This is a genomic window from Microbacterium sp. Z10_103 (assembly GCF_058310455.1).
The window spans coordinates 1,655,225-1,670,515 of the sequence record NZ_JBZEGK010000001.1 but is presented as its reverse complement, the minus strand read 5'-3'; the positions used below and the strand labels follow the sequence as shown (position 1 = coordinate 1,670,515).

The following is a 15,291-nucleotide window of genomic DNA, read 5'->3' as shown; positions in this document are numbered from 1 at the left end:
ACTGGCACATCATGAGCACGCCACTGGACCAGCCCGATCCGGGCGGAATCGCGACCCTCGACCGCGAGCTCGAAGAGCTCATCCGCGAGGAGAACGTCGAGCCGGGCGATCATGAACGCTTCTCGCACTACGTGAAGAAGGACAAGATCCTCGAGTCGGCGATCACCGGCAAGCCCGTTCGGGCGCTCTGCGGGAAGAAGTGGACGCCGGGCCGCGACCCCGAGAAGTTCCCCGTCTGCCCCACGTGCAAAGAGATCTACGAGTCCCTGCAGGGCTAGCGGACTGCAGCGTCCGCGTCGACGAACACCGTCGGCAGAGCGGGGTCCGACCGGCTGAGCGCCAGGGCGCGCACCGGCAACTCCTCCCGCACCCGCGCATGATGGGCCCGGGCTGCGGCGACGCCGTCGTGCCCCTCGGCCGCCTCATCGATGCGGCCGTCGACGACGAGCGGCACCTGCAACGCACGCGCGTCGGGGTGGGCCGCGGCCGCATCCAGATCCTCGAAGCCGTCGGAGACGACCACGAGCTCGCTCGTGGCGACGCCCTCCTGCAGCGTCCGGAAGGCCGCCTTCCGCCCGCCTCGCGACGCCTTGTCGGTGGATGCCTTCGCCACGCCCAGCCACGACCCGTCGCCTCCCTGGCGGGCCACCAGCTTGAAGACCATGCCGGCGGTGGGGCTTCCCGACCCGGTCACCAGGGAGGTACCGACGCCGTAGGAGTCGACAGGGGAGGCGGCCAGGGCGGCGATCGCGAATTCGTCCAGGTCGCTCGTGACCGTGATGCGCGTATCTCTCGCGCCGAGCTCGTCCAGAAGTGCGCGCACGTCGGCGGCGACCGTCGGCAGATCGCCGGAGTCGATCCGTACCCCGCCGAGACCCGTGCCGGCCACGCGCACCGCGGTCTCGACCCCGCTGCGGATGTCGTAGGTGTCCACGAGCAGGGTCGTTTCCGGGCCTAGGGCGTCGACCTGGGAACGGAAGGCCGCCTCCTCGGTGTCGTGCAGCAGCGTCCAGGCGTGGGCGGCGGTTCCCATGGTCGGAACGCCCCAGCGCTGGCCGGCAGCGAGGTTGCTGGTCGCACTGAAGCCTGCGATGTAGGCGGCGCGCGCCGCCGCGATCGCCGAATCTTCGCCCGCGCGCCGCGACCCCATCTCCGCCAGCGGACGGTCTCCGGCGGCCACGCTCATCCGGGCGGCGGCCGTCGCGATCGCGGAGTCGTGATTCAGCACCGACAGAACGAGCGTCTCGAGGAGGACGGCCTCGGCGAACGTGCCCTCCACGGTGAGGAGCGGCGATCCGGGGAAGTACAGGTCACCCTCCCGGTAGCCGGTGATGGACCCGCCGAAGCGGTAGTCGGCGAGGTACTCCAGCGTCGCCGCATCCACCACCTTCTCGTCGCGGAGGAAGCGGAGCTCCTCGTCGCCGAAACGGAAGTCCCGGAGCAGGCCGAGCAACCTCCCGGTCCCGGCCACGACACCGAAGCGGCGGGCACCGGGCAGGCGCCGAGCGAACACCTCGAACACGCATCGACGCTCCGCGGTGCCGTCGCGCAGCGCCGCATCCAGCATCGTGAGCTCATACCGGTCGGTCTTCAAGGCGGTGCTCGCGCTCATCCCGTCACCCTATCCACGGATCGGGTGTGCCGGCAGGCGCGGGTAGGGTGGGATGTCGTGGATGAGGCGCCGATCGGAATCTTCGACTCGGGCGTGGGCGGTCTCACCGTCGCCCGGGCCGTGTCGGCGCAACTGCCGCGGGAGTCGATCCTCTACGTCGGCGACACAGCCCACTCGCCGTACGGGCCGAAGCCGATCGCGGACGTGCGGCGGTACTCGCTCGAAGTGCTCGACTCGCTCGTCGATCAGGGCGTCAAGATGCTGGTGATCGCCTGCAACACCGCGTCGGCGGCAATGCTCCGTGACGCCCGCGAGCGGTACGACGTCCCGGTGGTGGAGGTGATCGGTCCCGCCGTCCGCACGGCGATGTCGACGACCCGCAACGGCCGGATCGGCGTCATCGGCACCGAGGGGACGATCTCGTCCGGCGCGTACCAGGACATGCTCGAGGTCAACGAACGTCTCACCGTGTTCGCACAGGCCTCCCCGCGGTTCGTGGAGTTCGTCGAGGCCGGTGTCACCGACTCGCCCGAGGTCCTCGCCGTCGCCGAGGAGTACCTCTCGCCCCTCCGCCACGCGGGCGTGGACACGCTCGTGCTCGGGTGCACGCACTATCCGTTCCTCGAGGGGGCCATCAGCTACGTGATGGGCCCGGATGTGAGCCTGGTCTCCAGCGACACCGAGACGGCCAAGGACGTCTACCGCCAGCTCGTGAGCCGCGATCTGCTCGCCGGCCCGGACGCGGTCGCCTCGCACGTGTACGAAGCCACCGGCGACTCCGTCGACGAGTTCCTGTCGCTCGCCCACCGGCTCATGGGCCGCGAGGTGCGCGAGGTGCAGCTCGTCCAGACCGGAGCTATCGACCTGCCGCGCTGAGCGGCCTCTTCCCTCACCCTGCAGACGTCCCCCGGGAGATCTGCAGACCGAGACCTCACCCGAAGGAAAGGCATCCCATGACCGACATCACCCGCGCTGACGGCCGCGCCGTCGACCAGCTGCGACGCGTCACCATCGAGCGAGGATGGTCGAGCCATGCCGAAGGCTCGGCTCTCATCAGTTTCGGCGAAACGCGCGTGCTGTGCACGGCGTCGTTCACGAACGGCGTGCCCCGGTGGCTGGCCGGCAAGGGCAAGGGCTGGGTCACCGCCGAGTACGCGATGCTGCCGCGGGCGACCAACAGCCGCAATGACCGGGAAAGCATCAAGGGGCGCGTCGGCGGCCGCACCCACGAGATCTCGCGGCTCATCGGCCGCGCGCTGCGCGCCGTCGTGGATACGAAGGCGCTCGGGGAGAACACCCTCGTCCTCGACTGCGACGTGCTCCAGGCCGACGGCGGGACGCGGACGGCCGCGATCACGGGCGCCTACGTGGCTCTGGCCGATGCGATCGCCTGGGGTAAGGAGCGGAAGTTCATCGCCCAGCGCTCCGAGGTTCTCATCGACTCGGTCTCGGCCGTCTCGGTCGGGATCATCGACGGCACACCGATGCTGGACCTCGCCTACGTCGAAGACGTGCGCGCCGAGACCGACATGAACGTGGTCGTCACGGGCCGGGGCCTGTTCGTCGAGGTGCAGGGCACCGCCGAGGGCGCGCCCTTCGACAAGAGCGAGCTCGACCGGCTGCTCGAACTCGGCGTCGCCGGGTGCGGCGAATTGCGCGACACTCAGGCCGCGGCGCTGGCGGGCTGACCCATGGGGCGGCAGATCGTCCTCGCGACCCACAACGCCCACAAGGTGGACGAGTTCCGCGCGATCGTCGCTGCCGTGCGTCCCGACCTCGAGGTCGTCGGCTACGACGGTCCGGAGCCGGTCGAGGACGGCGTGACGTTCGCCGAGAACGCGCTGATCAAAGCCCGCGCTGCCGCCGCGCACACCGGTCTCCCCGCGCTCGCGGACGACTCGGGGCTGTGTGTGGATGTCCTCGGCGGCTCCCCGGGTGTCTTCTCCGCGTACTGGGCGGGACACGCCAAGGATGCTGCGGCCAATCTCGCGCTGCTGCTCGACCAGCTCTCCGATGTGGCCGATCCGCACCGCACGGCGCAGTTCGTCTCCACCATCGCGCTGGTCACGCCCGGCGGCGGTGAGGATGTCGTCGAAGGCCGGTGGGACGGGCGGCTCGCTGCCGCAGCATCCGGCGAGGGGGGATTCGGATACGACCCGATCTTCATCCCGGACGGCCAGGAGCCCGGCGCAGAGCGGACGGTCGGGGAGTGGACGGCTGCCGAGAAGAACGCCGAGTCGCACCGTGCACGCGCGTTCGCGGCCCTCGTCCCGCTGCTGGGGCGGATGTGACGCGAGGGAGAATCGTTCTCGTTCCCGACATGACGACACGGCACCCCCCGACCCGGGGTCGGTCGTAGCCTGGGGATATGCACGATCATGCGCCCGGGGTCCGTGGCGCGAGCAATCGCCGCCTGCTGGCGATCTCGCTCGCGATCACGACGGTCGTCATGCTCGTGCAGATCGTCGGCGCCGCACTGTCCGGGTCGCTCGCGTTGCTCGCGGACGCGGCCCACATGTTCACCGACGCTGCAGCGCTCGTGATCGCCCTGGTCGCCAGTGCGGTCGCTGCGCGGCCGGCGAATGACCGACGCACCTTCGGGTACCAACGCGCCGAGGTGTTCGGTGCCCTCGCGAACGGCGTCATCCTGCTCGCCCTGTCGGTGTGGGTCGCGGTCGAGGCGGTTATGAGGCTGATGAACCCCGCCGACACCGAGATCGCCGGCGGCCTCATGCTCGGCGTCGCCGTGATCGGCCTGGTCGCCAACGCGATCGCGATGTGGCTCCTGGGGAGCGCCCAGCGGCGCAGCATCAACGTGCGGGGCGCGTACCTCGAAGTGCTCGGCGACCTGCTGGGCTCGGCCGCCGTCATCGTCGCGGCGATCGTGATCGTGACCACGGGGTGGGCGCCGGCGGATGCGGTGGCCTCCCTCCTCATCGCCGCGATGATCGTGCCACGGGCGATCGGCCTGCTGCGGGAGGTCGTCTCCGTGCTGGGCGAAGGCGCGCCGAAGGGCATGCACGTGCAGGAGATCCGCGACCACATCCTCGGGACCCCGGGTGTCGTGGACGTGCATGACCTGCATGTGTGGCAGCTCACGCGGGGAGCGCCGGTGTTCAGCGCGCACGTCGTCGTCGAGGATGCCGCGCTGAGCGACGGGCGGTCCGGGAGCGTTCTCGCCGCGCTGCAGGGATGCCTCTCGCAGCACTTCGACGTCGAGCATTCGACGTTCCAGCTCGAGCCGGCCGGTCACATCGAGCACGACGACGCCCGTCACGCCTGACGATCAGGATTCGCGGACGACCTCACCGGGCGCCTTGTCCGGGCGGAGTCCCCGCCACCGCGCGTGCCGCAGGATGCCGCCGGGGGTGAACTCTGCGAACTCCACCTCGCCGACGAGGTCGGGGCGGACCCACAGGGCGTCGCGCGCGTCGGGACGCGGCACCTCGACGAAGGGGTTCTCGTCGGTGCGCCGGGGGCGCAACTCCGCCTCCAGCTTCGCGATGGTCGCTTCGCTGAAGCCCGATCCCACCCGGCCTGCGTACCGCAGGCCGGTGCCGTCGGGGATGCCGAGGAGGAGTGAACCGATCGTGCCGTTGCGCCCGCCCTTGCCGGGGCGGATGCCGCCGATCACGACCTCCTGGGTGCGGGTGAGCTTCACCTTCAGCCATTGCTCCGAGCGGGCGCCGCGGCGGTAGGTCGACCCCGGGTCTTTGACGACGATCCCCTCCAGCCCGAGCGCGCGACTTCCCGCCAGCGCCGCATCCACGTCGTCGAACACCGGCGGCAGCACCACGGGCTCCGAGGCGGACGCGGCGAACTCCTCCAGCGCGGCACGGCGCTCGGCGAGCGGCAGGCCGGCGAGGTCGCGGCCGCCGCGCGAGAGGATGTCGAAGAGGAAGAGCTTCACCGGGGTGCGCGGGCTCTCGCGGGCGATCTCCCGGGGCTTGGCGAGGTTCATCCGCGTCTGCAACAGGGGGAAGCTCGGTCGCCCCGTGGCGTCCAGCGCCACGATCTCCCCGTCCACGACGGCGGGCTGCGACCCGAAACCCAGATCGACGGTCGTGAGCTCCGGATACTTCGCCGTGATGTCGTTCCCGCTTCGCGCCCTGAGATGCAGGCGCGAGCCGTCCCAGACCCCGATGGCGCGGATGCCGTCCCACTTCCCCTCCACCCATGGCCCGCTGCCGGAGCCCCACCGCCGTGCCGCCTCCCGCGCCATCCCCGGGCTGGCGGACGTGGCGAGCATCGGGCGCAGCTCGGACGGCGGCGGGATGGCGGCGGCGTCGTCGCCGGCCTGGTCTTGTGCGCGGCCGTCGGCTGCCGGCGCCCGGGAGGCCCCGGCGCGAGAAGCCGGGGCATGGGAGGCCGGGGAGTCGGCCTCGGTGGCGACGACGGGGGCGCCGTCGTGCTGCGGATGCCCCGCCGCATCCGTCTTCATGCGATGCAGCAGCCACGTCGACTTCTCTCCGCTGCCGTCGGTGCGGATGAGGGCGAGCCGCACCCGCCCGAGCGGACCGCCCGGGCGGCCCTCGAGGGTGAAGATCACCTCGTCGTCGCGCCACTTCTCCAGCTCGTAACGCCCTTCGTCCCAGATCGTCATCGACCCGGCGCCGTACTGGCCCGCCGGAATCGTGCCGGAGAACGTCGCGTACTCCATCGGGTGATCCTCGGTCTGCACAGCGAGGTTGTTGCGCCCGGTCGTGGCGGGGATCCCCTTGGGCACCGCCCAGCTCGCGAGCACGCCGTCGCGCTCGAGCCGGAGATCCCAGTGGAGCCGGGTCGCGTGGTGCTCCTGGATGACGAAGCGCGGCAGCCCTTCGGATGCGGTCGCGCCGATCGCATTCGCCGGCACCGGCTCGGGTGTCGCCCCCGCCGTCCGTTTCGCGATGTAGATGCTCAGCGGGCCGTCGTCGGCGGCCCGCGCCCCGGCACTGAATCCGAGCGCCGCCATCGGGTCACCGTCGGCAGCGACGCGCTCGAGCACTTCGTCGAAGAGGAGGTGCCGAAGACCGGGATCGTCGAGTTCCTCCCACGTGCGAGGGGCGGCGATCGTCGGATGATCCCGCCCCCGCAGTGAGTACGGGGCGATCGTCGTCTTGGATCCGTTGTTCTGGCTCCAGTCGATGAAGACCTTGCCCGGCCGGGCCGCCTTCGCCATCTGGCTCACCACCAGGTCGGGGGAGTCGGCCTCGATCGCCCGGGCGAGCTCCTTGGCGAAGGCGGTGATCGCGTCACTGGACTGCTCGCCAGGCAGCGCGGCGTACAGGTGGATGCCCTTGCTGCCGCTGGTGACGGGGTAAGGGTCCATCCCCATGTCCGTGAGGATCGACCGCGCCTGCCGGGCCACCTCGGCGCACTCGGCGAGCCCGACGCCGGGGCCGGGGTCGAGGTCCAGGACGAGACGGTCGGGGTTGCCGCGGTCACCGTCGGGTGCGAATCGCCACTGCGGAACGTGCAACTCCAGGCTCGCCACCTGCGCGAGGTAGACGAGGGTCGGCACGTCGGCGACCAGGGGATAGTCCTTCGGGCCGGAGGAGTGCGGGATGGGACGGCGCTGCACCCACGACGGGGCGCCGGCCTGCAGGTCTTTGGCGAAGAACGACATCCCGGGGTCGTCCGGTGTGCCGACACCGTCGGGCCATCGTTTGCGTGTGACCGGGCGTCCGGCGACGTGGGGCAGGAGAACCGGCGCCACGCGCGTGTAGTAGGCGATGACCTCGCCCTTGGTCGTGCCGGTTTCGGGGTAGAGCACCTTGTCGAGGTTCGTGATGCGCAGCCGACGGCCGTCGATGCGCACCGTCTGCTCTCCCGCGGCCATATGTTCACCGTAGCGGCGCGGATCGCAAGGGGTTTCGGGGATTGCTGTGACAGGTGTGTACTGGTGTGATGAGGGCGATCTGGAAAGGCGCGCTGACCTTCGGTCTCGTGAACGTGCCGGTCAAGGTGTACTCCGCGACCGAGGACCACGACGTGCCGCTGCATCAGGTGCACAGCACGGACGGCGGCCGCATCCGTTATCAGCGCATCTGCGAGGTGGACGGCGAGGTCGTGCCCTATTCCGACATCGACCGGGCCTACGACGACGGTGACCGGACGGTCGTGCTGACGAAGGAGGACCTCGCGTCCCTGCCCTCCGAGCGCAGCCGCGAGATCGATGTGGTCGAGTTCGTCCCGAGCGATCAGGTCGACCTGCTCACGCTCGACCGCGCGTACTACCTCGAGCCCGACTCCGCTTCGCCGAAGGCCTACGTGCTGCTGCGGCGGACGCTGGAGGAGACCGACCGGACCGCGATCGTCCGGTTCTCGCTGCGTCAGAAGACCCGCCTGGCGGCGCTGCGCGTCCGCGGCGACGTGCTCGTGCTGCAGACCCTCCTGTGGGCCGATGAGGTGCGGGATGCCGCGTTCCCGGCGCTGGACGAGACGGTGCGGATCTCGGCGAAGGAGCTGGAGATGTCGGCGGCGCTCGTCGAGAGCTTTGCGAAGGACTTCGATGCCGAGGAGTTCACGGACGAGTATCAGGCGGAGTTGCGCACCCTCATCGACGCCAAGCTGGAACAGGGCGACGCGCTGGACACCGCTGCCACCTTCGGCGAGACCGAGGACGAGGACTCCGGTGGCGAAGTGATCGACCTCATGGAGGCCCTCCGCGCGAGCGTGGAGCGCAGCCGTGCGGCACGGGGCACCAAGGGCGAGGATGCGCCGAAGAGCTCGGGCGCAGCAGCATCCGGGTCGTCGAAATCAGGGTCGCCCGCGAAATCGACGACCAAGGCGAAGCCGGCGTCTGCTGCCAAGACGACGACCGCAGCGAAGAAGAAGACCGCGAAGGCCTCCTGACGGCCGTCAGTCCTTCGGCGCCTCCGGGCGGCGACTTTCCAGGCTCTCCTGGTCGAGCACGAGCGACTGCGCCTCGCCGGAGTCCGTCTCCGGCTCGCCCCCGTGCGGCGCGCGCTTCGCGTGGGCGCGCTCGCGGAAGTAGTGGAAGGCGACGAAGCCGATCGTGCCGGCGACGGCGATGAGCAGGATCACGTCGATGTACTCGGCGACGAAGTCACCGACGCCGGGGATGAGCCCGATGCCGTAGCCCAGCATCGTGAGACCGAAGCCCCAGAGCAGTGCCCCGGCGAGGTTGTAGATCGTGTACTTCCACTTGTTCATGTGCCCGACGCCCGCCGCGATGGGGGCGAAGGTGCGCACGATGGGAACGAAGCGCGCGAGGATGACGGTGAGCCCGCCGAAGCGCTCGAAGAACGCGTTCGTGCGCTCGACGTTCTTGACGCTGAAGAGGCCGGATTCCTTGCGCTCGAAGATCGCCGGGCCGGCCTTGTGGCCGATGAGGTAACCCACCTCGCCGCCGAGGAAGGCGGCCAGGCCGATGAGGAGACCGACGAGCCAGACATTGATACCGAACACACCGTTCGGGGCGATCGCGGAGGGGTGCGAGAGCAGACCCGCCATGATCAGCAGAGTGTCCCCGGGCAGGAGGAACCCGATCAGGAGCCCCGTCTCGGCGAAGATGATGAGGCACACCACGAGCAGCGCCCAGGGCCCGGCGGCCGTGATGATCGTCTCAGGGTCGAGCCAGGGGATGAGAGCGGCGTGGGTGATCACGAAGGGTCCCGTCGTTCGGTCGGCGGCATGGCGCACACGCAAGCGTCGCCGTGCGGAAGGTGGGACTTGAACCCACACGCCCGGAGGCACAGGAACCTAAATCCTGCGTGTCTGCCAATTCCACCACTCCCGCGAGTGGGATCAGTCTAGGCGAGCACTCTCGCGCCGATGGTGGGGGAACCCCCCGAAAAGGGGCGCCCGCCGGGGGTGCGCCGGGTGCTGTCGCGCCATCGTGGGCCGTGCGGGTCTCGGATAGGCTCGGCGCGTGCACGAAGCAGAGCAGCGAGCGCGCGTCGGTGTGGTCATCCGTCCTCAGCTACCTCCCGAGGACCTGCTCGCCGCGGTGGGGGCCGTCGAAGCCGAAGGGTTCGACGATCTCTGGTTCTGGGAAGACAGCTTCTGGGGCGGCGGACTGGTCACCTCGACCGCCGCCCTCTCGGTAACCTCTCACATGCGGGTCGGACTGGGGCTCATGCCGACGCCCCTGCGCAATCCCGCGCTGGCGGCGATGGAGATCGCGGCGCTCGCCCGGATCCACCCCGAGCGATTCGTGCCGGCGTTCGGGCACGGCGTCCGCGAGTGGATGGTGCAGGCCGGGGCAGCCGTGGAGAGCCCGCTGACGCTGATGCGCGAATACGTCGCTGCGGTCCGCGCACTGCTGCGCGGTGGCGAAGTGACCGTAGACGGTCGATACGTGCACCTCGACCGCGTGCAGCTGAGCCACCCGCCGTTCCCCTCCGCTGTGCCGCCGCTCCTTCTCGGCGCGAACGGACCCAAGGCGTTGCGTCTGGCGGGCGAACTCGCGGACGGGGTGGTCCTGGACGAGGTGCCCACCGGGGAAGAGGTCGCCGCCAAGGTCGCCATCGTGCGGGAGGGCCGCGCAGGCTCCCCGCTCGAGAACGAGCGCTTGCAGGTCGTCGGGTACGTGAAGCCTGGTGCGGATCCCGGTGCTCAGGCCGTCGAACTCGTCTCGGCCGGGCTCACCACGATCGTGTTCTCCCACTGGGAGGGCGACCCGGACCCGCGTGTGCTGTTCGATGCAGCCCACGCGGCGCGGGCGGCCCTGGCGTCGATGCCGTCAGATGACGAGGACCCTCTGACGTGACGATCGGCGTCGTCTTCGTCCAGGGCGCCGGAGCCGGTGCTCACGAAGAGGATGCTCCGCTGGCGGCAAGCCTCGCTGAACACCTGGGAGAGCAGTACTCGGTCGACTTTCCCACGATGCCCGACGACGATGGCGCCGACAATCGGCTGTGGCACTCGGCGATCGCCCAGGCGATCGGTCGCGCGGGGGCGCCCGTCGTGCTGGTCGGGCACTCGGCCGGTGGCTACGTGCTCCTCACCTATCTCGCCGGCGACCGCCTCCTTCCGCCGGTCGCCGCTGTCTGCCTTCTCGCGGCGCCCTTCCCTGGCGGCGATCCCGACTGGACGTTCGAGGGGTTCGACCTTCCCGATGACCTCGCCGAACGCATGCCGGTGGACGCGGTGGTGATGCTGTACGCGAGTGAAGATGACGACATCGTCCCGTTCGCCCACCGTGACCTCTACGCCGCAGCCATCCCGGGCGCTGTTGCGCGCTCGCTGCCTGGGGGACACCAGTTCGGCGGGGACCTGCGCGTCGTCGCCGAGGACATCCGGCGCGTTCTGGGTGAGCGGCGCTAGGACGGAGGGATTACGGTCCGGCAGCCGTCCGGAAATCTGGGTTGCGGTTTCCTACTCAGGGGCGTAGCCTTCTAGGTAGGAAAGTCAAACTCAGGAACGGAAATCGTCATGCATATTGCTGGACAGACTGCTTTCGTCAGCGGAGCCAACCGCGGCCTCGGCAAGGCTCTCGCCGTGGAGCTGCTCGCGCGAGGCGCAGCCAAGGTCTACGGCAGCGCACGCGATGCGTCGACGATCACCACGGAGGGCATCATCCCCGTGCAGCTCGACATCACGGACCCGCGATCCGTGGCTGCCGCGGCCGAGCTCGCCGCCGACACGACGCTCCTGGTGAACAACGCAGGTCTCACGACCCTTTCTCCGCTCCTGGGCAGCGATCCGGCCGACGCCCGCGCCGAGATGGAGACCAACTACTTCGGAACGATGGAGATGGTGCATCGCTTCGCACCGGTCCTGGCGCGAAACGGCGGCGGCGCGATCATCAACGTCGTCTCGATCATGGCCTACCTGGCGATGGACGCCTCCGGCGGCTACGGGGCATCCAAAGCGGCACTGCTGGCAGCGACCAACAGCCTCCGCTTCGAGCTGGCCGGCCAGGGCACCCGGGTGGCCTCCTTGTCGCTCGCCAGCACCGACACCGACATGATGGCCTGGTACGACGGCCCCAAGAACGACCCGAAGGACGTCGCCCGTCGCGCCTTCGACGAGTTCGAGGCCGGCGCGCTCGACCTCTTCGGAGACGACGCCACGGCAGCATGGAAGAGCCGGCTCGGCGAAAGCACCGGCCAGCTGTACCCCCAATTCGCGAGCTGAACACATCGACAGGAGACCGTGAATGCCCGAGGACCAAACGACCGAGTACCGCGGCGACACCAAGTGCTCGCTCGCCAAGGCCGTGGACATCGTCGGGGAGCGGTGGGTGTTCTTCATCATCCGTGAGGCCCTGGCGGGGGTGACGCGATTCGCCGAGTTCAAAGCCCGGCTCGGCGTCGCCCCCGACATCCTCACCGCCCGGCTCGCCCTCCTGGTCGACTCGGGAATCATGACGCGGCAGACGTACCGGGACAGCGGAGAGCGCACCAGGCACGAATACGTCCTCACCGAATCCGGGCGAGAACTGGCCCTTCCGATCTTCGCACTGCAGCAGTGGGGAGAACGATTCGCACCATCCAGCCTGGAAGGGTCGATCACTTTCACCACCAGCGAAGGAGATCCGGTCGCCGCCGCCTTCGTCTCCCCGCAGGGTTCGGCTCCGGTCGACGTCATCGCCCGGCGCGTGGACGAGCCCCGCTCCTGAGGTCAGCTCCCTCGAGCGGCGGGTTCGCGCGCCGCTACGGGCGCGCGATCCGCGATCGGTAGCGGCGTAACGCGCCGTTGGGGGTGCAGACGGCCGCGGGGTGTGGAGAACTTCCGCGCGCTCATCGGGGTTTTGCGAGGATTCCCGCGTGAGTCTCGCCTTCGCCTCTCCGGGTTCCGCGGCCGCCGCGGTCGCCGAACGGGTGCGCGAGCGGCTCCGCGCCGAGCAGGCGGATCCGACCCTCGATCCCGAGCTCGCCACGAGCATCGCCGCCAACGAGGTGCGCCGGCACAACGACTACGCCCTGGCGCGGGGGCTCGACCCGGTCGATGATGAGGCAGGGTGCGTCCGCGATGTGCTCGCGCAGCTGTCGGGGTTCGGTCCGCTGCAGCCGTATCTGGACGACCCGACGATCGAGGAGATCTGGCTGAACGCGCCCGACCGCGTGTTCGTGGCACGGGGAGGCCGGGCCGAGCGCGTGCCGCTCGCTCTCACCGACTCCGGGGTGCGGGATCTGGTGGAACGGATGCTGCACACGACAGGGCGGCGCGTCGACCTCAGTCAGCCCTTCGTCGATGCGTCGTTGCCCGATGGGTCCCGGCTTCACGTGGCGATCCCCGACATCACCCGGCGACACTGGGCCGTGAACATCCGGAAATTCCTGCCGGCGTATCGGGACCTCGCGCACCTGGTGCAGTCCGGATCGATCAGCGGGGCAGGCGCCGACCTCCTCGCCGGTGCCATGCGCGACGGGCGGAGCATCCTGGTCTCGGGTCCGACGCATGCCGGGAAGACGACGCTTCTCGGCGCGCTGGTGGCCGCGGCGGCATCCGGGCAGCGGATCGTGACCGTGGAGGAGACCTTCGAACTCGCCGTCGACGCGCCCGACATCGTGGCGATGCAGGGACGGCAGCCGAGTCTGGAAGGGACCGGAGAGGTGACCCTCCGGCGTCTCGTGAAAGAGGCGCTGCGCATGCGACCCGACCGCCTCGTCGTCGGCGAGGTGCGGGATGCGGAGGCGCTGGACCTCGTGCTCGCGCTCAACACGGGTGTGCCCTGCGCCGCAACCATCCACGCCAACTCCGCGCCGGAAGCCCTCGTCAAGCTGGCGGCCCTCCCGCTCCTGGCCGGACGGAACATCGATGCGACCTTTGTGACGGCGGCCGTCGCCCGCTCTGTCGATCTCGTCGTGCACTGCGAACGCGACGCCTCCGGCCGGCGGCGTGTGGCGGAGATCGTCCAGCCGACCGGTCGCATCCTCGGCGACGCTCCGGAGGTGCGCCGCGTCGTACCCGGGAGCCGGCGATGACGGTCCTCCTGGGCGCGACGCTCGCCGCGGGCGTCCTGCTGGTCGCTTCCCCGTGGCTGTGGCCCGCCGCTTCGATGCGGGCTGCCGGCCCTTCCGCCCCCGCGGGACCGCTGGCGCGGCTCCTCGAATCGGCGGGGTTCGCCGGGGTGCGGGGTCGCGTCGTCCTCGTGCTCTCGCTGGCGAGCGCGGTGATCGCGGCCGCGGTGGCCTGGCTCCTCACGTCGGTCCCCGCCTTCGCGCTCGTGGTGGCGGGCGCGGCGGCAGCGGCGCCGTTCGTGTGGCTGCGTGCGCGTCGCGTGCGCCTGCTGCGCTCGCGACGGAACCTGTGGCCCGACGTGTGCGACCTGCTCATCGCCTCGGTGCGCGCCGGGATGTCGCTGCCGGACGCCGTGGCGAGCCTGGCCGGCTCTGCGCCGCCGGCATTGCGGTCGGCCTTCGCCGCGTTCGCGGTCGACATCCACGCCTCGGGTCACTTCGAGTCCAGCATCGGGCGGCTGAAGACCGCGCTGGCCGACCCTGTGGCGGACCGCATCATCGAGACCCTGCGCATGGCGCGGCAGGTGGGCGGCACGGAGCTTCCCACCGTGCTGCGCGCCCTGGCATCCTCCGTACGCGCCGACGCTCTGCTCCGCGGGGAGGTCGAAGCCCGGCAGTCGTGGATCCGTGGCGCAGCGGTGCTCGGGGTCGTGTCCCCGTGGATCATCCTCGTCCTGCTGGCGTTGCGCCCCGAAGGTGCCGATGCGTACTCGAGCCCCGAGGGGGTCGGCCTGATCCTGGCCGGCGGGCTCGTGTCGGTGGTCGCATTCCGCCTGATGCTGCGGATCGGTCGCCTTCCCGAGCCGCGGCGGTGGTTCGGATGACACCGGGTCTTCTCACCGAGTCCGCCGTCGCCGTGGTGCTGGGAACCGCCCTCGGCATCGGCGTGTGTCTGCTGGTCTCCCTGGCCCCCCGGGTGAGCGCGCCGAGCCTCGCCCGGCGCATCGCGCCGTACATCCGCGACGTCACGGATCCCCTGGGTATCGGACCCGCCCTGTCACCGGTCCCCACGGTTCGCGACGCCGTACGCGGGGCACTCGATCGAGTCGCCGCGATGTTCGGCGGTTCGGAGGCTCTCTCGCGCCGCCTGGGCCAGGCCGGCTGGACGATCAACGCCACGGCCTTCCGCACGCGGCAGCTCGTGTGGGGTCTCGCGGGTCTCGGCGTCGGCGCTCTGCTCGTGGTGCTGGTCGCGCTCGCCGGCGGGCTCACGCCCGCGGCCGTGATCGTCGCGCCGGTGCTGGCGGCGAGCGCGGTGGTGCTGTGCGACGCGCGGTTGACGTGGGCGGCCGGCCGGCGGATGCGGCGGATCGAGGAGGAGCTCCCCACCGTGCTGGACTTCCTGGCGCTATGCCTTTCCGCCGGCGAAGGCATCCTGGATTCTCTCCGCCGTGTCGGGGAGGTCGGCTCGGGGGAACTCACCGGCGAGATCCGCACGACGCTGCTGACCGTGGGCACGGGTGAGCCGCTCACCGACGCCCTGACGTCGCTGGGAAGCCGGTTGCAGGTGCCCGCGCTGTCCAGGGCCCTTGATCAGGTCGTTGCGGCGCTGGACCGGGGCGCCCCGCTGGCGCAGGTGCTGCAGGCGCAGGCCACGGACGCGCGCGAAGACGCCAAGCGCGCACTCATCGAGCAGGCGGGGCGGAAAGAAATCCTCATGCTCATCCCGCTGGTGTTCCTCATTCTTCCCCTGAGCGTGCTCTACGCGGTGTTCCCGGGGATTTTCCTGTTGCGGCTCGGAATCGGCTGACCATCGGAAAGGAG

General features: G+C 70.3%; 16 protein-coding genes and 1 tRNA gene. 13 read left to right on the top strand and 4 right to left on the bottom strand.

Annotated features, from left to right (window positions below; all coding sequences use genetic code 11):
• Positions 1-11 precede the first annotated feature (11 nt).
• Positions 12-278, top strand: a complete 267-nt coding sequence (locus AC4FS2_RS08110) for a DUF3039 domain-containing protein (RefSeq protein WP_491152255.1) — start codon at positions 12-14, stop codon at positions 276-278.
• Here AC4FS2_RS08110 and AC4FS2_RS08105 read toward each other — a convergent pair.
• Positions 275-1,612 (bottom strand): nicotinate phosphoribosyltransferase, encoded by a 1,338-nt coding sequence (locus AC4FS2_RS08105; RefSeq protein ID WP_491152257.1) that lies wholly within the window; start codon positions 1,610-1,612, stop codon positions 275-277. The genes AC4FS2_RS08110 and AC4FS2_RS08105 overlap by 4 nt on opposite strands.
• Positions 1,613-1,669: 57 nt before the next feature.
• On the opposite strand from AC4FS2_RS08105, the gene murI reads away from it, so the two are divergent.
• The 4 genes from murI to AC4FS2_RS08085 all read left to right on the top strand — a co-directional run bounded on the left by murI (position 1,670) and on the right by AC4FS2_RS08085 (position 4,895).
• The gene (murI, locus tag AC4FS2_RS08100) at positions 1,670-2,488 is read left to right on the top strand and encodes a glutamate racemase (RefSeq protein WP_491152259.1); all 819 of its coding nucleotides are present in this window, start codon (positions 1,670-1,672) and stop codon (positions 2,486-2,488) included.
• A 77-nt stretch (positions 2,489-2,565) separates the two neighbouring features.
• A complete protein-coding gene (rph, locus tag AC4FS2_RS08095) occupies positions 2,566-3,300 on the top strand; it encodes a ribonuclease PH (protein WP_491152261.1) in 735 nt (244 codons plus the stop codon).
• 3 nt (positions 3,301-3,303) lie between these two features.
• A complete protein-coding gene (rdgB, locus tag AC4FS2_RS08090; RefSeq protein WP_491152263.1) occupies positions 3,304-3,903 on the top strand; it encodes an RdgB/HAM1 family non-canonical purine NTP pyrophosphatase in 600 nt (199 codons plus the stop codon).
• 77 nt (positions 3,904-3,980) lie between these two features.
• The gene (locus AC4FS2_RS08085; protein ID WP_491152264.1) at positions 3,981-4,895 is read left to right on the top strand and encodes a cation diffusion facilitator family transporter; all 915 of its coding nucleotides are present in this window, start codon (positions 3,981-3,983) and stop codon (positions 4,893-4,895) included.
• 3 nt (positions 4,896-4,898) lie between these two features.
• On the opposite strand, the gene AC4FS2_RS08080 is transcribed toward AC4FS2_RS08085, so the two are convergent.
• Entirely contained in the window at positions 4,899-7,433 is a 2,535-nt protein-coding gene (locus tag AC4FS2_RS08080; protein WP_491176978.1) for an ATP-dependent DNA ligase, read from the bottom strand.
• A 68-nt stretch (positions 7,434-7,501) separates the two neighbouring features.
• Here AC4FS2_RS08080 and ku point away from each other — a divergent pair, with 68 nt between their 5' ends.
• Positions 7,502-8,449: a non-homologous end joining protein Ku gene (gene ku, locus AC4FS2_RS08075; RefSeq protein ID WP_491152268.1), complete on the top strand. Its 948-nt coding sequence runs from the start codon at positions 7,502-7,504 to the stop codon at positions 8,447-8,449.
• A gap of 6 nt (positions 8,450-8,455) precedes the next feature.
• Here the strand turns inward: ku and AC4FS2_RS08070 are convergent, their stop codons facing one another.
• Positions 8,456-9,223 (bottom strand): DedA family protein, encoded by a 768-nt coding sequence (locus AC4FS2_RS08070; RefSeq protein WP_491152270.1) that lies wholly within the window; start codon positions 9,221-9,223, stop codon positions 8,456-8,458.
• Positions 9,224-9,274: 51 nt separating this feature from the next.
• A tRNA-Leu gene (locus tag AC4FS2_RS08065) sits at positions 9,275-9,356 on the bottom strand.
• A gap of 132 nt (positions 9,357-9,488) precedes the next feature.
• On the opposite strand from AC4FS2_RS08065, the gene AC4FS2_RS08060 reads away from it, so the two are divergent.
• The 7 genes from AC4FS2_RS08060 (at position 9,489) to AC4FS2_RS08030 (ending at position 15,277) form a co-directional block, all read left to right on the top strand.
• Positions 9,489-10,328, top strand: coding sequence for an LLM class flavin-dependent oxidoreductase (locus AC4FS2_RS08060; RefSeq protein WP_491152272.1), 840 nt, complete (start codon positions 9,489-9,491; stop codon positions 10,326-10,328).
• Positions 10,325-10,885: an alpha/beta fold hydrolase gene (locus tag AC4FS2_RS08055; protein WP_491152274.1), complete on the top strand. Its 561-nt coding sequence runs from the start codon at positions 10,325-10,327 to the stop codon at positions 10,883-10,885. Before AC4FS2_RS08060 ends, AC4FS2_RS08055 begins: the two co-directional genes overlap by 4 nt.
• A gap of 108 nt (positions 10,886-10,993) precedes the next feature.
• Positions 10,994-11,698, top strand: coding sequence for an SDR family oxidoreductase (locus tag AC4FS2_RS08050; RefSeq protein ID WP_491152276.1), 705 nt, complete (start codon positions 10,994-10,996; stop codon positions 11,696-11,698).
• A 22-nt stretch (positions 11,699-11,720) separates the two neighbouring features.
• On the top strand, positions 11,721-12,182 hold the full coding sequence (locus AC4FS2_RS08045; protein ID WP_491152278.1) for a winged helix-turn-helix transcriptional regulator: 462 nt from the start codon (positions 11,721-11,723) through the stop codon (positions 12,180-12,182).
• A gap of 148 nt (positions 12,183-12,330) precedes the next feature.
• Positions 12,331-13,491, top strand: a complete 1,161-nt coding sequence (locus tag AC4FS2_RS08040) for a TadA family conjugal transfer-associated ATPase (protein ID WP_491152280.1) — start codon at positions 12,331-12,333, stop codon at positions 13,489-13,491.
• Complete coding sequence (locus AC4FS2_RS08035; RefSeq protein WP_491152282.1) at positions 13,488-14,351, top strand: type II secretion system F family protein; 864 nt, start codon at positions 13,488-13,490, stop codon at positions 14,349-14,351. The genes AC4FS2_RS08040 and AC4FS2_RS08035 overlap by 4 nt, the downstream gene beginning before the upstream one ends.
• Positions 14,348-15,277: a type II secretion system F family protein gene (locus AC4FS2_RS08030; protein WP_491152283.1), complete on the top strand. Its 930-nt coding sequence runs from the start codon at positions 14,348-14,350 to the stop codon at positions 15,275-15,277. Before AC4FS2_RS08035 ends, AC4FS2_RS08030 begins: the two co-directional genes overlap by 4 nt.
• Positions 15,278-15,291 lie beyond the last annotated feature (14 nt).

What these genes read in the sequence shown, in the direction of transcription:
- AC4FS2_RS08110 (WP_491152255.1), top strand. Translation starts at nt 12, where the DNA reads ATGAGCACGCCACTGGACCAGCCCGATCCGGGCGGAATCGCGACCCTC.
- AC4FS2_RS08105 (WP_491152257.1), bottom strand. Translation starts at nt 1,612, where the DNA reads ATGAGCGCGAGCACCGCCTTGAAGACCGACCGGTATGAGCTCACGATG.
- rph (WP_491152261.1), top strand. Translation starts at nt 2,566, where the DNA reads ATGACCGACATCACCCGCGCTGACGGCCGCGCCGTCGACCAGCTGCGA.
- rdgB (WP_491152263.1), top strand. Translation starts at nt 3,304, where the DNA reads ATGGGGCGGCAGATCGTCCTCGCGACCCACAACGCCCACAAGGTGGAC.
- AC4FS2_RS08085 (WP_491152264.1), top strand. Translation starts at nt 3,981, where the DNA reads ATGCACGATCATGCGCCCGGGGTCCGTGGCGCGAGCAATCGCCGCCTG.
- AC4FS2_RS08080 (WP_491176978.1), bottom strand. Translation starts at nt 7,433, where the DNA reads ATGGCCGCGGGAGAGCAGACGGTGCGCATCGACGGCCGTCGGCTGCGC.
- ku (WP_491152268.1), top strand. Translation starts at nt 7,502, where the DNA reads ATGAGGGCGATCTGGAAAGGCGCGCTGACCTTCGGTCTCGTGAACGTG.
- AC4FS2_RS08050 (WP_491152276.1), top strand. Translation starts at nt 10,994, where the DNA reads ATGCATATTGCTGGACAGACTGCTTTCGTCAGCGGAGCCAACCGCGGC.
- AC4FS2_RS08045 (WP_491152278.1), top strand. Translation starts at nt 11,721, where the DNA reads ATGCCCGAGGACCAAACGACCGAGTACCGCGGCGACACCAAGTGCTCG.
- AC4FS2_RS08035 (WP_491152282.1), top strand. Translation starts at nt 13,488, where the DNA reads ATGACGGTCCTCCTGGGCGCGACGCTCGCCGCGGGCGTCCTGCTGGTC.
- AC4FS2_RS08030 (WP_491152283.1), top strand. Translation starts at nt 14,348, where the DNA reads ATGACACCGGGTCTTCTCACCGAGTCCGCCGTCGCCGTGGTGCTGGGA.